Here is a 15,422-nt window from a genome sequence, read left to right on the forward strand (position 1 = left end):
CGCATGAGCGAAGCCGACCTGGAAAACTTCCCCGACACCGAACCTCCGGCTGCGCCGCCGGGGGCGATGGCGCGCCGCTTCCGCGGCTACCTGCCGGTGGTGGTGGACGTGGAGACCGGCGGCTTCGACTGGAACCGGCACGCCCTGCTGGAAATGGCCGCGGTGCCGATCGAACTGGACGCACAGGGCCTGTTCGTCCCGGGCCAGACGGTCAGCGCGCACTTCATCCCCGCGCCGGGCACCGAGATCGATCCGAAGTCGCTGGAAGTCACCGGCATCGACCTGGACCACCCGTTCCGCCTGGCCAAGCCCGAGCGCGACGCGCTCGGCCACGTGTTCAACCAGGTACGCGCCGCGGTGCGCCGGCACGGCTGCCAGCGCGCGATCCTGGTCGGGCACAACGCCCATTTCGACCTGAACTTCGTCAACGCCGCGGTGGCGCGCAGCGGGCACAAGCGCAACCCGTTCCATCCCTTCAGCGTGTTCGACACGGTGACCCTGGCCGGGATCGCCTACGGCCAGACCGTGCTGGCCCGGGCGATGCAGGCGGCCGGATTCGAGTGGAGCGCCGAAGACGCGCACTCGGCGGTGTACGACGCCGAGCAGACCGCGAAGCTGTTCTGCCGCATCGCCAACGCCTGGCCCTCGCCGCTGCCGGGCTGAGCCGCGGCTGCTGGATCAGCCCACGCGCAGCCGGTCGCGACCGGAGTTCTTGGCCTGGTAGAGCGCCGCGTCGGTGCGCTCGAACAGCGTGGCCGGCGTATCGCCCGGCTCGCACTGGGCCAGGCCCAGGCTGAAGGTCACCTGCAGCCCCTTCACCCCGGCCCAGCTGGCGCGCTCGCGGAAGCTGGCCTGGATGCGGGTGCATACCACCAGCGCTTCCTCCAGCGTGGTGTCCGGCAGCACCAGGGCGAACTCTTCGCCACCCAGTCGCGCGACCAGGTCGGAAGCCCGGCTCTCGGTCTCCAGCAGCTGCGCGGTCTCGCGCAGCACCGCATCGCCGACGGCGTGCGACCAGTTGTCGTTGATCCGCTTGAAGTGGTCCAGGTCCAGCAACGCCAGGCACAGCGCATGGCCGCCGCGACGGACCAGGGCCAGGTCGCGGGCCAGCACCTCGTCGAAGTGGCGCCGGTTGGGCAGTCCGGTGAGCGCGTCCTCGCGCGCCTGGCGGCTGTAGGCCTCGGCCTGGTGGCGGAGGCGCTCGAGCAGCTCGGTGCGCTCGTGGTCCACCGCCACCAGCCGCTCGGCCTGGGCCTGCAGGTCGGCAGTGCGCTCGGCGACCAGCGCCTCCAGCTGCAGGTTGCGCCGTTCGAACCGGCTCATGCGCCGGCGGTAGAGCGCGAACAGGCCCAGGAGCACCAGCAGCGTGGCCAGCACGCGCAGGTCGGTGCGTTGCCACCACAGCGGACGCACGCTGAAAGTCCAGCGTGCCGGCTGCGCGGTCCACTCGCCGTCCGGATGCGCGGCGGCGACTTCCAGCGTGTACTCGCCCGGCGGCAGGCCGACGAACTCCACGCTGCGCTGGTCGCCGCGCTGGATCCAGCCTTCGTCGAGGCCGAGCAGCCGCGTGCGGTACCGGATGCGTTCCGGGAGCAGGTAGCTCAGGCCGGTGTAGGTGATGCTGATGCGGCCGCCGCCGTCCAACGCCTGCGCCGCGGTCCAGTCCAGCGGCTGGCCGTCGTGCTTCACCGACTCGATCACCACCGGCGGCGACGGCCGGTCGAGGTAGCGCGGCAGCCGTGCCGGATCGGCCATCGCCACGCCACCGGCGGTGGCTACCCACAGCGTGCCGTCGCCGCGCAGGATCGCCGGCGGCGACGAGCTGCCGTTGCCCTGCGCGTTGGGCAGGCCATCGCTCTCGGTGTGCCGGCGCACGCGTTCCAGCGTCCGCCGCCGCCCGTCCGCGACCGCCTGCAGTTCCGCCATCGCCACCCGGATCACGCCGCGGTTGCTGGCGATCCAGGCTTCGCCACGACGGTCCGGCACCAGCTGGAACACGGCGTCGACCGGCAGTCCGTGTTCGAAACCGACGCGTGCGACCTGGCCGTCGCGGTAGCGGTACAGCCCGCGGTCGGTGGAGATCCACACCGCGTCATCCACTTCGCGGAAGCCGAACACCGTGCGCGCGCCGCCACCGGCGGAGTCCAGGTCGATGCGTTCCACCCGCCCGCCGCGCAGCACGCTGGCGCCTTCGACCGAGCCGATCCACAGGTCGCTGCCGATCCCGGCCAGCGCGGTGACCAGCCCCTGCGGCATGCCCGGCAGCGGCGGCGGCGCGTGCACGCCGGTCTCGTCGACGCGCATCACCCCGCGGCGGCTGCTGACCCAGACCACGCCATCGGCGGTCACCGCGATCGCCCGCACGGGGCCGCTGGGCACGCCGTCGCCGGCGCCGTAGTGGCGCAGCAGGCGGCCGCCGCGCAGGCGGTAGACGCCGTCGGCGTAGCTGCCCACCCACAGGTCGCCGCCGTGGTCCTCGGCCAGGCTCAGCACCGATGGCTGGTCGGTGCCGCCGCCCGGCAGCGGCACGTGGCGGAAGCGGCCGTCGCGGCCCTGGCGGTCGAGGCCGCCGCCGGTGCCGACCCAGAGCACGCCGTCGCGGTCCTCGAGCACGGCGCGCACGTAGTCGCTGGCCAGGCCGTCGCGGCCGGTGTAGCCGGTGAACAGGGTCTCGCGCAGGCGGAACAGGCCGCCATTGGCGCCGACCCAGATGCTGCCCTCGGCGTCCTCCAGCAAGGAGCTGACGCGGCCGCGCGGCAGCACTTCGCCGGGACGCAGCCATTCGGTGCCATGCGGCCCGATGCGGGCCAGGCCCTGGTTCTCGGTACCGACCCACAGTGCGCCGGTGCTGTCGGCCAGCATCGCGGTGATGTGGCCGGCGCCGGGCAAGGGCCGCACCTCGGCGACGCGGCCGTCGACGAAGCGCAGCACCCGCTCCTCGGCCACCACCCACAGCTGTCCGTCCGGGGCCAGGTAGGGCCAGGCCAGCCCGGCAGGCACGCCGGCGCTGGCGCCGAAGCGCTGCCAGGCGCCGTGCTCGTTGCGTACCAGCAGGCCGTCTAGGGTCCCGATCCAGAGCCGGTCGTCCGCGTCGATCGCCATGCGCGGGAAGCTGGCGCGCAACGGCACGCCGTCGGGCGGCGGAAAGTAGGCGAAGCTGTCGTCGGGCTGCACGCAGCCCACGCCGTGGCCTTCGAACAGCAGCCACAGCCGGCCCTGCCCGTCCATGGCCATGTCGTGGACCAGCGCCTGCGGCCACTCGGGGGTGCGTTCGAGGAAGTGCCAGCTGCCGTCGCGTTCAAGGCGGCCGACGTTGCCGCGCGAGTCGCTCAGCCACAGCCGCCCGGCCGGATCGACGTACAGCGCGCCGACGCCGTTGTCGCGCAGGCCCGGATCGCTGCCCCGGTCGAACAGGGCGAAACCGACGCCGTTGTAGCGCGCCACGCCTTCCCAGGTCGCCATCCACAGGTAGCCGTCCGGGGTCTGCGCCAGGTCGCGCACCGAGTTGTGCGGCAGGCCGATGCGCGTGCTCCAGGCATCGATGGCGTAGTCGCGCAGCGCCGGCACCTGCACAGCCGCATCGGCCGGGCCGGTCGCCGCCGGGGTGGCGAAGGCCGCGGGCGCCGCCGCCAGGAGGATGACCAGCACGCAGGCGATGGCGGGTGGCCATCGCCACCGCTCCCGTCGCACCGCCGCTTCCAGTACCGCCATCCCCACGCTCCCCCTGTGCGTGCCGGTCCGCTCAGCTGCGCTGTCGGACGGCCTCGAACAGACAGATGCCGGCCGCCACCGAGACATTGAGGCTCTCGATGTCGCCCGGCATGGGGATGCGCACCAGCGCATCGCAGTGCTCGCGGGTGAGCCGGCGCAGGCCTTCGGCCTCGCCGCCCAGGACCAGGGCGACGTTGCCCTTGAGGTCCAGCGAATACAGCGGCGCGTCGACCTCGGCGGCCAGGCCGTAGATCCACACGCCCAGCTTCTGCAGGTCGCGAAGGGTGCGCGACAGGTTGGTCACCGAGACCACCGGCAGGCGGTCGGCGGCACCGGCCGAGGTCTTGCGCACGGTGGCATTGACCGGCGCCGACTTGTCCTTGGGAATCACCACCGCGGTGGCGCCGGCGGCCGCGGCGCTGCGCAGGCAGGCGCCGAGGTTGTGCGGGTCCTGTACGCCGTCCAGCACCAGCAGCAGCGCGCGGCCTTCGGCGGCCTCGACCAGTCCGGCCAGCTCGTGCTCGTCCCAGGTCTTCGCCGCGGCGTAGCGCGCGGCAACGCCCTGGTGGCGGACGTTGCCGCCGATGCCGTCCAGGGCCTGGGTGGCGACCTTGCGCACCTCGATGCCGCGGCGCCGCGCCTGCTCCTGGATCTCGACCAGGCGGGGATTGCGGGTGCCCGACTCGACCAGCACCTCGCGCACGTGCTCGGCGTCGTGCTCCACGGCCGAAGCGACCGCGTTGACGCCCACGACCCACTGGTTCTGCTTGCTGCTCATGCTGCCGACCGCCGTAAGGAGGCCGGCATTATCGCACCCCTGCGGCCCGGCCGCCGGCCGGCCTCACTCACGCGGAGGCGGCCAGTCGGCGGTGTCGTGGTCCGGGTGCTGCCTGGAGACGATGCGGGCCAGGAACTCCGCCGCGGCCTCGTCCTCCTCGGTACGCCGTGCCGGCAGTCCGGGCAGCGTGTCCATGAACGCCAGCCGCGACTCCACCCCGTACTGGATCGACGGCGGCAGCAGGGCCGGTTCGTCGAACGCCCCGGCGGCCAGGGCGATGCCGTCCGGCGCCTCATAGGTCAGTGGGGTACCGCAGTCGACGCAGAAGCCGCGCCGCACCAGGTTGGAGGACTGGAAGCGCTTCGGCTCGCCGCGGGTCCATTCCAGCTGCAGGCCGCGGGTCGACACCAGCGGCGCGTAGTAGGCGCCGAACGCCTTCTGGCACATCCGGCAGTGGCAGATCGAGGCATCCCACAGCCTGCCGGTGACGCGGAAGCGCACCGCGCCGCACTGGCAGCCTCCGGTGTATGTCGGCTGCGGGCTGCCCATCTCAGTACTTCTGCTTCTTGCGGCGGGCCGGCTGCCCGCGGGGCGGCAGCGGCGGCAGGCCGGTGTCGGCTTCCGCCGCCTCGACCAGGCGGAAATCGATCTTGCGGTCCTCCATGCTCGCCTTGAGCACGACGATGCGCACCCGGTCGCCGAGGCGGAACTCCATGCCGCGGCGCTCGCCGGTGAGCGTCTTCCGCATCGGGTCGAAGTGGTAGTAGTCGTGCGGCAGCTGGGTGACGTGGACCAGGCCGTTGACCTTGGACTGGTCCAGCTCGACGAACAGGCCGAAGCTGGTCACGCCGCTGATCACGCCGTCGAACTGGCCGCCGACGTGCTGCTCCATCCACGCCGCGCGGTAGCGCTCGTCGACCTCGCGCTCGGCCTCGTCGGCGCGGCGCTCGCGCTCGGAGCACTGCAGGGCCAGGGCGGCCATGTCGCGCGCCGAATACAGGTAGCTCTCGGCCTTCTTCCGCGCCAGCGCATGCTTGATCGCCCGGTGCACCAGCAGGTCGGGGTAGCGCCGGATCGGCGAGGTGAAGTGGGCGTAGGCCTCCAGCGCCAGGCCGAAGTGGCCGGCGTTGTCCGGCGAGTAGATCGCCAGGCTCTGGCTGCGCAGCAGCACCGATTCGAGCAGGGTCGCGTCGGCGCGGTCGCGCACCTTCTTCAGCAGGCGGGTGAAGTCGCCCGGCTCCACCTTGCTCCACGCCGGCAGGCTCAGCTTGAACTCCTTGAGGAACTCCAGCAGGTCGGCGTACTTGGACTCCGGCGGCTTCTCATGGATGCGGAACGGCGCCGGGATCCGGGTCTTCAGCAGGTAGCGCGCCGCCTCGACGTTGGCGGCGATCATGCACTCCTCGATCAGCTTGTGCGCGTCGTTGCGCACCAGCATGCCGGCCTGGGTGACCTCGCCGCGGTTGTCGAGGACGAAGCGCACCTCCGAGCTCTCGAACTCGATCGCGCCGCGCCGCGCCCGCGCCTTGGCCAGCACCTGGTAGAGCTGGTGCAGGCGCTGCACCTGCGGCAGCAGGGCACCGATCTGGGCCTTGGCCTCCTCGTCGTCCTCGCCCACCGCCTTCCACACCTGGGTGTAGGTCAGGCGCGCGTGCGAGTTCATCACCGCCTCGTAGAACTTCGAGCGGACCACCTCGCCCTCGTGGTCCACCTGCATGTCGCAGACGAAGCACATGCGGTCGACCTTCGGCATCAGCGAACAGATGCCGTTGGACAGGGTCTCCGGCAGCATCGGCACGACGAAGCCGGGGAAGTACACCGAGGTGGCGCGCTTCTGCGCCTCGTCGTCCAGCGGCGTGCCGGGGCGGACGTAATGCGACACGTCGGCGATCGCCACCACCAGGCGGAAGCCCTGGCGGTTGGGCTCGCAGTAGACCGCGTCGTCGAAGTCCTTGGCGTCCTCGCCGTCGATGGTGACCAGCGGGAGGGCGCGCAGGTCGACGCGGTCGCCGATCATCGCCGGCTCCACGGTCAGCGGCACCGCGGTGGCCTCGTCCAGCACCTCCGGCGGGAACTCGTACGGCAGGTTGTGGCCGTGGATCGCAGTCTCGACCACCAGCGACGGGGTCAGGCTGTCGCCCAGCACCGCCACCACCTTGCCGATCGGCGGGCGCCGCGTATCCGGCGGCTGCACCAGCTCGCACACCACCAGCTGGCCCTCGCGCGCACCGCCGGTGGCGTCCGGCGGCACCTGCACGTTGCGCTGCATGCGGCGGTCGTCCGGGACCACGAAGCTGATGCCCGCCTCGGTGCCGAAACGGCCGATCAGGCGGTGCACGCCGCGCTCGAGCACGCGGGCGATGCTGCCCTCGCGGCGGCCGCGGCGGTCGATGCCGGTGACGTTGGCCAGCGCGCGGTCGCCATGCATGACCTTGCGCATCTCATAGGGCGGCAGGAACAGGTCGTCGCCGCCGCCCGCGTCCGGACGCAGGAAGCCGAAGCCTTCGGGGTTGGCGATGACCGTGCCGGGGATCAGGTTGGTGTGCTCCACCGGGGCGAAACCGCCGCGGCGGTTCTGCACCAGCTGGCCGTCGCGGACCATCGCGCCCAGGCGCTTGCCCAGCGCGTCGAAGCGCTCCGGGTCGATGAGGCCAAGGATGCGTGCCAGCTCTTCGGCGGTCTGCGGGCCGTCGGCCGCTTCCAGGGTGGCGAGGATGGCCTCGCGGCTGGCGATGGGATTGTCGTAGCGCTGCGCCTCGCGCGCGGCGAACGGATCGGCGACCGCGGGCCCGGCGGCATGCCGGCGCGGCGGTCGCGCCGGCGCGGGGGGCGCGGCGCCCTTGCCGGACCGGGTCGCCTGGCGGCTTGCCGGTGCAGGTTCCGGCATCCATGGGGGCAACTTGCCGGCCTGGCGCTTGCCGCCGCCCTTGCTTCCCGTCCCGTGTCCTGCGCCCTTCCCTGCGCCGGCGCCACCGGCTCCCTTGCGGCTGCTGCCGCGACTTCCAGTCTTGTTCATGGCGCGATCCTACACCCAGCCCGCTGTACCGCCGACGGGAGCGTCCGCCCCCGGCCGTGCACGAAACGTTGACATCGCCCGCGCACGCACGCAGAATGCGCGGCTCACCTGCCCAGGTGGCGGAATTGGTAGACGCACTAGTTTCAGGTACTAGCGGGTAAAACCGTGGAGGTTCGAGTCCTCTCCTGGGCACCAAGACACAGGCCTCACGGCCCGACGAAGAACCCGCTCCGGCGGGTTTTTTGCTTTCCGCGATCCGCTGCTGCGTTCGCGCGCCGCCTGCTGTTGACAGCTTTCCGGGCCTCCCGCAGAATTGCCGCCCTGCGCCGCCCAGGTGGCGGAATTGGTAGACGCACTAGTTTCAGGTACTAGCGGGTAAAACCGTGGAGGTTCGAGTCCTCTCCTGGGCACCAACGGCGCAGCGGCCCCACGGCCACCGATGAACCTCGCCCCCGGTGAGGTTTTTTCGTTTCAGGGCCCGCGGACGTGGGCATCACCAGGCCACCGGCGCCGTTCTGGCACGATCCGGGCCAGCGCAGGGGATGCATGGCATGGACCCACAACAGATCGTCTTCCTGCTGATCCTCGGCGCCGCCCTGGCGCTGTTCGTCAGCGGGCGCATGCGGGTGGACCTGGTGGCGATGCTGGCACTGCTGGCGCTGGGCCTCACCGGCATCCTCGATGCGCGGCAGCTGCTGGCCGGGTTCTCCAGCGAGCCGGCGATCATCGTTGCCTCGGTATTCGTGCTTTCGGCCGGGCTGTCGGCCACCGGCATCACCGACCGCATCGGCGCAGGGATAGGCCGCGCCGCAGGCGGCAGCGAGTGGCGCACGATCGCCGTGGTCATGCCCGCGACCGCCGCGCTGGCAGCGTTCTCGCACCACGTCATGGTCACCGCGATGATGCTGCCCATCCTCATGCGCCTGGCGCGCGAGCGGAAATTGCCGGTCTCGCGCCTGCTGATGCCGATGTCGCTGGCCGCCTCGCTGGGCACCACCCTCACGCTGTTCAGCGCGCCGGCCTTCCTGCTGGCCAGTGACCTGCTCAAGCGCGGCGGTGCCGAAGGCCTGGACATCTTCGACATCACCCCGATCGGGGCGGTGCTGGTGATGCTGGGCACCACCTACATGCTGCTGGGCCGCTGGCTGCTGCCCCGGCGCGAAGGCGAGGCCCAGGCGCCGGAGCTGCGCCTGGAACGCTACTACACCGAGCTGCTGGTCGAGGACGGCTCGCCGTGGATCGGCCGCACCCGCGAGGAGTTCGAGCAGGCGTTCGCCGAGCGCCTGCAGGTGGTGGACTGGCTGCGCCATGGCATGCGCCGGCGCCGCCAGGCCGGCGACAGCCCGCTGGCGGCCGGCGACGTGCTGCTGGTGCGGGCGCCGCCGGACGAGATCGCCTCGATCCGCGACGAGCCCGGGCTGGCCCTGCATGCGGTGGCCAAGTACGGCGACACCCCGCGCGAGGGCGGCCAGGCCGAGCTGCTGGGCGAGGAGCAGCTGGTGCAGGCCGTGGTCGCCCCGCACTCGGAGTTCATCGGCCGCAGCGTGGCCGACATCGATTTCCTGCGCACGCTGGGCGTGGTCGTGGTCGGGCTGTGGCGCCGCGAGGGCTGGCTGCACGGCGAGCTGTCGGGGATGCGCCTGGAGGAAGGCGACCTGCTGGTGCTGTGGGGCCGGCAGGCGGACATCCAGCCGCTGGCCTCGCACCGCGGCTTCATGATGCTGATGCCGTTCCAGGGCCGCCGCCAGACCCGGCGCCGCGCGCCGCTGGCGGTGGCGATCATGGTGGCCACGGTGGTCGCGGCGGCCACCGGCCTGCTTGCGCCGCAGACCGCCTTCCTGGCCGGCGCCGTGGCCATGGTGGCGGGCCGCTGCGTGGCGATCGAACAGGCCTATGCCGGGATCGACGTGCGCATCTTCGTGATGATCGCCGGCGTGATCCCGCTGGGCATCGCCATGGAGCAGACCGGGACGGCGCAGGCCGTGGCCGACCTGCTGATGGCCCACGCCGCACAGTGGCCCGTGTTCGTCCTGCTGCTGGTGATGTTCGGCACCGCCGCCCTGCTGACCCAGATCCTGTCCGACGCGGCCACCACGGTGCTGCTGGCGCCGATCGCGCTGGCAGTGGCCGGGTCGCTGGGCCTGCCGCCGACGCCGTTCGTGGTCTGCACCGCGATGGGCGCGGTGGCCTCGTTCCTGACCCCGATCGGGCACCACGGCAACCTGCTGATCCTCAACCCCGGCCGCTACACCTTCGGCGACTTCCTGCGCGTGGGCGTGCCGCTGACCACGGCCATCGCCCTGGCCACGGCATGGATGGCGCAGGCGCTGTGGCTGGACGGCCCACTGCTGCCGTCGCTGCCGGGCTGAACGGCGCCGGGGCGCGGCACGCGGGTAGAATCGCAGGCTTCCGCAACATCAGGCTGTCGCCGCCCCCATGACCGAAACCATCCGCCCCACGTTCCACGGCTTCGAACAGATCCCGCTGCGCGAGTACGCCGAACGCGCCTACCTGGACTATTCGATGTACGTGGTGCTGGACCGCGCCCTGCCGTTCCTGGGCGACGGGCTCAAGCCGGTGCAGCGGCGCATCATCTATTCGATGAGCGAGCTGGGGCTCAACGCCGCGGCCAAGCCGAAGAAGTCCGCGCGCACCGTCGGCGACGTGATCGGCAAATACCACCCGCACGGCGACTCGGCCTGCTACGAGGCGCTGGTGCTGATGGCCCAGCCGTTTTCATACCGCTATCCGCTGATCGACGGCCAGGGCAACTTCGGCTCCAGCGACGACCCGAAGTCGTTCGCGGCCATGCGCTATACCGAGTCCAAGCTGACCCCGATCGCCGAGGTCCTGCTGGGCGAGCTGGGCCAGGGCACGGTCGACTGGGTGCCGAACTTCGATGGCACCCTGGAGGAGCCGAGCTGGATGCCGGCGCGCCTGCCGCACCTGCTGCTCAACGGCACCACCGGCATTGCCGTGGGCATGGCCACCGACGTGCCGCCGCACAACCTCAACGAGATCGTCAGCGCCTGCGTGCGCCTGCTCGACGACCCCGACGCGACCGTCGCCGACCTGTGCGAGCACGTGCGCGGCCCGGACTATCCGACCACCGCCGAGATCATCACCGCCCCCGACGAACTGCGGGCGATGTACGAGCAAGGCACCGGCTCGGTCCGCGCCCGCGCTACCTGGCAGAAGGAGAACGGCAACTTCGTCGTCACCGCCCTGCCCTACCAGGTCTCGCCGTCGAAGGTGATCGAGCAGATCGCCGCACAGATGCGCGCGAAGAAGCTGCCGTGGCTGGAGGACATCCGCGACGAGTCCGACCACGCCAACCCGGTGCGGGTGGTGCTGGTGCCGCGCTCCAACCGCGTCGACGCCGAACAGCTGATGGGCCACCTGTTCGCCACCACCGACCTGGAGAAGAGCTACCGGGTCAACCTCAACGTCATCGGCCTGGACGGCAAGCCGGCGGTCAAGAACCTGCGCACGCTGCTGGACGAGTGGCTGGTCTTCCGCACCGACACCGTCGCGCGGCGCCTCAAGCACCGCCAGGAGAAGGTCGAGCGCCGCCTGCACCTGCTGGAAGGCCTGCTGGTGGCGTTCCTCAACCTGGACGAGGTCATCCGCATCATCCGCACCGAGGACGAGCCGAAGCCGGCACTGATCGCGCGCTTCGGCCTGTCCGAGGAGCAGGCCGACTACATCCTCGAGACCAGGCTGCGCCAGCTGGCCCGCCTGGAGGAAATGAAGATCCGCGGCGAGCAGGGCGAGCTGGCGAAGGAGCTGGAGCGGATCATCGCCACCCTCGGCAGCAAGGCCAGGCTGAAGAAGCTGGTCAAGGACGAGCTGCTGGCCGACGCCAGGAAGTTCGGCGACGCGCGCATGTCGCCGCTGGTCCAGCGCGACGCCGCCCACGCCATCGACGAGACCGAACTGGTGCCCAGCGAGCCGATGACCGTGGTCCTGTCGGAGAAGGGCTGGATCCGCGCGGCCAAGGGCCACGACATCGATGCGGCCGGCCTGTCCTACCGCGAGGGCGACCGCCTGCTGGCCGCGGTGCGCAGCCGCAGCACCTGGCAGGTGGCCTTCATCGACTCGCAGGGCCGCAGCTACTCGACCGCGGTGCACACCCTGCCCTCGGCGCGAGGCAACGGCGAGCCGCTGACCGGCCGCTTCTCGCCGGCGGCGGGCGCCTCGTTCCAGGCGCTGGCCAGCGGCGACAACGACAGCCGCTTCGTGCTGGCGTCTTCGCACGGCTACGGCTTCGTCACCCGTTTCGAGAACCTCACCGGCCGCAACAAGGCCGGCAAGGCCATGCTCAACCTCACCCCGAACGCGCGCGTGCTGCAGCCGGCGGCGCTGGCCAACCCGGAGACCGATCGCATCGTCGCGGTCACCAGCGCCGGCCACCTGCTGGCGATCCCGGCCGCCGAGCTGCCCGAGCTGGACAAAGGCAAGGGCAACAAGCTGATCGACATCCCCAAGGCCAAGCTCGCCACCGAACGCGTGGTCGCCATCGCCGCGGTGTCGCCCGGACAGACCCTGCAGGTACGCAGCGGACAGCGCACCATGTCGCTGTCGTTCAAGGACCTGGAGGAGTACCTGGGGGCGCGGGCGACGCGGGGCGGGTTGCTGCCGAGGGGGTGGCAGAAGGTCGACGCCCTCGACGTCGAGTGACGCGGCGCACTTCACTGCGGCGGCGCGCCACGCGCCGTCGCAAAGCCGGTCGCGCGAGGGCGCGGCGGACGCTCGGCGCATTTGACCTCAGGTAACGGCATCCGGAAAGACGAAGGGGCGCCCATGGCGCCCCTTCCCTGTTTCCGCGGCCGTTCCGGGCGGCGCCGATCCGCCGGCGTCGCGGCGGCGCGTCAGCCGTGGGCCGGCGCGCCGTCGCCGTCGAGCTTGGACAGCTGGTAGTTCTCCAGGCCGATCATGTGGATCAGGCGCAGCTGCTGCTCCAGCCACCAGGCATGGTCTTCCTCGGTGTCCTTGAGCTGGGCCAGGAGCATGTCGCGGCTGACGTAGTCCTGCTTTTCCTCGCACAGCTTCATCGCCGCCGCCAGGTTGGCGCGGACCTCGTACTCGACTTTCAGGTCGGCCTCGAGCATCCCGACCACGGTGCTACCCGGGGTGAACGGGTGCGGACGCATGTCCGGCTCGCCCTCCAGGAACAGGATCCGCCGCAGGATCGCGTCCGCGTGCCCGGTCTCTTCCTGCATCTCGTGGTCGATGCGCTCGTACAGCGCCTTCAGGCCCAGGTCCTCGTAGCGGCGCGAATGCAGGAAATACTGGTCGCGCGCGGCCAGTTCGCCCCGCAGCAGTTCCTTGAGGCAGTCGATTACTTCGGGGTGGCCCTTCATCGTGGCGGCTCCGTGCGCGTGGGGGTTGCGGGACGAAGTCTGCCGCAAGCCCGGCGCCGGTGTTTCAATCGGAATCAGTCGCAATTGGCCGGCCCGGCCGCCGTGGAATAATCGGCCGCAGCGGGCCGCCGGCCACGCATCGCAAGGGGAACGCATGCTCCGCTGGATCCGACGCCTGTTCGCGTGGCTGCTGTTGCTGGTCCTGGTCCTCGCCCTGCTGGCCTGGTGGCTGCTGCGCGGCAGCCTGCCGACCCTCGACGGCGACAGCCTGCCCCTGGCCGGCCTGTCCGCGCCGGTGGAGGTGCGGCGCGACGCGCTGGGCGTGGTCACCATCGACGCGGCCAACGAGGCCGACGCGATGCGCGCGCTCGGTTACGTCCACGCCCAGGAACGCTACTTCGAGATGGACCTGATGCGGCGCAGTGCCGCCGGCGAACTGGCCGAGCTGTTCGGCCCGATCGCGCTGGACACCGACCGCGAACGCCGCATGCACCGGATCCGCGCGCGCGTGGTCCACGACCTCGACGCTTTCACCGGCGACCGCGCCGCGGAGCTGCAGGCCTATACCGATGGCGTCAACGCGGGGCTGGACGGCCTGCGCACGCGCCCCTGGCCCTACCTGCTGCTGCGCGAGCGGCCGCGGCGCTGGGAGGTCGCCGATTCGGCGCTGGCCGGCTACGCGATGTACTTCGACCTGCAGGACTCGCGCAACGCGCGCGAACTGGGCCTGTGGCAGCTGCGCCAGCACCTGCCGCCGGCGCTGTTCGCCCTGCTGGTCCACGACGGCAACGAGTGGGACGCGCCACTGCAGGGCACCGCGCGCGGCAACGCGGCGCTGCCCGGCCCCGACGAAGTCGACCTGCGCACCCTGCCCGTGCCCGAAGAGGAAGGCGCGCCGCGCCTGGCCGACAAGGGCACGCCGGGCAGCAACAACTGGGCGGTGGCCGGCACGCTGACCGCCGACGGCCGCGCCATCGTCGCCGACGACATGCACCTGGGCCTGCGCGCGCCCAACATCTGGTTCCGCGTGCGCCTGCGCTGGCCGGATCCACAGGCACCGGGCGGCCAGGTCGATGTATCCGGCTTCAGCCTGCCGGGCCTGCCGGCGGTGATCGTCGGCAGCAACGGGCATGTGGCCTGGGGATTCACCAACAGCTACATCGACGCGGCCGACTGGGCGCTGTATCCGGCGTCGTCGCCGGAGGCGGACGACGAGCAGGTGGTCGAGGAAACGCTGCGGGTGAAGGGCGGCGATCCGGTCGTCCTGCGCGTGCGCGAGACAGCCTGGGGCCCGGTCGTGCACGACCTGCCCGACGGCCGCCGGCTGGCGCTGCGCTGGGTCGCGCACCAGCCTGGCGCGGTCGGCATCGGCTTCGCCGACATGGCGCGTGCCGCGGACCTTGACCAGGCACTGGAAGTGGCCAGCCGCGCCGGCATCCCCGCGCAGAACCTGGTCGTGGCCGATGCCCGGGGACGGATCGGCTGGCAGCTCACCGGCATGCGCCCGCTGCGGACGGCGTGCAAGGCAGGAGGCGATGCCGATGCGTCGGAGCTGCCCGCTCCCGCAGCGGGCGAGATCGCCCCGGCGCCGGACTGCGCGTGGACCATCCGCGCCGGGGGCGCCCCGCGCCTGCTTTCGCCCGACGTGGATCGCGTCTGGACCGCCAACGCGCGCGTGCTCGATGGCGACGCGCTGGCGATCGCCGGCGACGGCGGCTACGCGCTCGGCGCCCGCGCCCGGCAGATCCGCGACGCGTTGCTGGACGGCGAACGCTTCGACGAACGCACCCTGCTGGCGATCCAGCTCGACGACCGAGCCGTGTTCCTGCAGCGCTGGTGGGAGCTGCTTCGTGACGAGGGCGCGCGTGCCACGTCCGGTTCCGCGCTGCACGCGCTGGCTGCCGCGTCGTCGCATTGGGAAGGCCGTGCGACGGTCGACTCGACCAGCTACCGCCTCGTCCGCGCCTGGCGCCTGGCCGTGCATGCGCGGATCGCCAGCGGCCTGACCGCACCGGCGCGGGCAGCGTTGGGCAAGGACTTCGCGATGCCGGACTTCCCGCAGCTCGAGGGCGTCGTGTGGCCACTCCTGCAGGAACGCCCGGCGCACCTGCTGCCACGCCGTTACGACAGCTGGGAGAGGCTGCTGGAAGACGCCGCGCGCGAAGTCCGCGACGACCTCGCCGCGAAGGGCCCGCTCGAACAGCGCAGCTGGGGCGAGCGCAACACCGCGCGGATCTGCCATCCGCTGTCCGGCGCCCTGCCCGGCTTGCTCGCCCGCCACCTGTGCATGCCAGCCGAGCCGCTGCCCGGCGACAGCGCGATGCCGCGCGTGCAGGGCCCGGCGTTCGGCGCCTCCGAGCGCATGGTCGTCGCCCCGGGACACGAAGCCGAAGGCATCGTGCACATGCCCGGCGGGCAGAGCGGCCATCCGCTCTCGCCGTTCTGGGGCGCCGGCCACGACGACTGGGTGCACGGGCGGCCGACACCGTTCCTGCCCGGCCCGGCGCAGCACACCCTGGTACTTACGCCGGCGGCGGGGCACTGAGGACAACAG

At 71.8% G+C, this 15,422-nt stretch carries 9 protein-coding genes and 2 tRNA genes; 6 read left to right on the plus strand and 5 right to left on the minus strand.

Annotated features, from left to right (window positions below):
- Positions 1-66: 66 nt before the first annotated feature.
- Complete coding sequence (rnt, locus tag PSEJ35_RS0101570) at positions 67-663, plus strand: ribonuclease T (protein ID WP_028916246.1); 597 nt, start codon at positions 67-69, stop codon at positions 661-663.
- Positions 664-678: 15 nt separating this feature from the next.
- Here the strand turns inward: rnt and PSEJ35_RS0101575 are convergent, their stop codons facing one another.
- From PSEJ35_RS0101575 to rnr, 4 genes are all read right to left on the minus strand, one after another.
- Positions 679-3,648: a ligand-binding sensor domain-containing diguanylate cyclase gene (locus PSEJ35_RS0101575; RefSeq protein WP_028916247.1), complete on the minus strand. Its 2,970-nt coding sequence runs from the start codon at positions 3,646-3,648 to the stop codon at positions 679-681.
- Positions 3,649-3,742: 94 nt separating this feature from the next.
- Positions 3,743-4,489 (minus strand): 23S rRNA (guanosine(2251)-2'-O)-methyltransferase RlmB, encoded by a 747-nt coding sequence (gene rlmB, locus PSEJ35_RS0101580; protein ID WP_028916248.1) that lies wholly within the window; start codon positions 4,487-4,489, stop codon positions 3,743-3,745.
- A gap of 63 nt (positions 4,490-4,552) precedes the next feature.
- Positions 4,553-5,038: a GFA family protein gene (locus tag PSEJ35_RS0101585; protein ID WP_028916249.1), complete on the minus strand. Its 486-nt coding sequence runs from the start codon at positions 5,036-5,038 to the stop codon at positions 4,553-4,555.
- Position 5,039: 1 nt separating this feature from the next.
- Complete coding sequence (rnr, locus tag PSEJ35_RS0101590; RefSeq protein WP_232207554.1) at positions 5,040-7,376, minus strand: ribonuclease R; 2,337 nt, start codon at positions 7,374-7,376, stop codon at positions 5,040-5,042.
- A 239-nt stretch (positions 7,377-7,615) separates the two neighbouring features.
- On the opposite strand from rnr, the gene PSEJ35_RS0101595 reads away from it, so the two are divergent.
- From PSEJ35_RS0101595 to parC, 4 genes are all read left to right on the plus strand, one after another.
- Positions 7,616-7,700: transfer RNA gene (locus tag PSEJ35_RS0101595), tRNA-Leu, on the plus strand.
- Positions 7,701-7,833: 133 nt separating this feature from the next.
- A tRNA-Leu gene (locus tag PSEJ35_RS0101600) sits at positions 7,834-7,918 on the plus strand.
- Positions 7,919-8,056: 138 nt separating this feature from the next.
- Complete coding sequence (locus PSEJ35_RS0101605; RefSeq protein ID WP_028916251.1) at positions 8,057-9,874, plus strand: SLC13 family permease; 1,818 nt, start codon at positions 8,057-8,059, stop codon at positions 9,872-9,874.
- Between the two features lie 67 nt (positions 9,875-9,941).
- A complete protein-coding gene (gene parC, locus PSEJ35_RS0101610) occupies positions 9,942-12,185 on the plus strand; it encodes a DNA topoisomerase IV subunit A (protein ID WP_028916252.1) in 2,244 nt (747 codons plus the stop codon).
- A 191-nt stretch (positions 12,186-12,376) separates the two neighbouring features.
- Here parC and bfr read toward each other — a convergent pair whose 3' ends face one another.
- The gene (gene bfr, locus PSEJ35_RS0101615; RefSeq protein WP_028916253.1) at positions 12,377-12,868 is read right to left on the minus strand and encodes a bacterioferritin; all 492 of its coding nucleotides are present in this window, start codon (positions 12,866-12,868) and stop codon (positions 12,377-12,379) included.
- A gap of 154 nt (positions 12,869-13,022) precedes the next feature.
- Between bfr and PSEJ35_RS0101620 the strand changes: the two genes are divergently transcribed.
- A complete protein-coding gene (locus PSEJ35_RS0101620; RefSeq protein ID WP_156924695.1) occupies positions 13,023-15,413 on the plus strand; it encodes a penicillin acylase family protein in 2,391 nt (796 codons plus the stop codon).
- Positions 15,414-15,422 lie beyond the last annotated feature (9 nt).

The organism is Pseudoxanthomonas sp. J35, from assembly GCF_000513995.1.
GTDB lineage: Bacteria > Pseudomonadota > Gammaproteobacteria > Xanthomonadales > Xanthomonadaceae > Pseudoxanthomonas.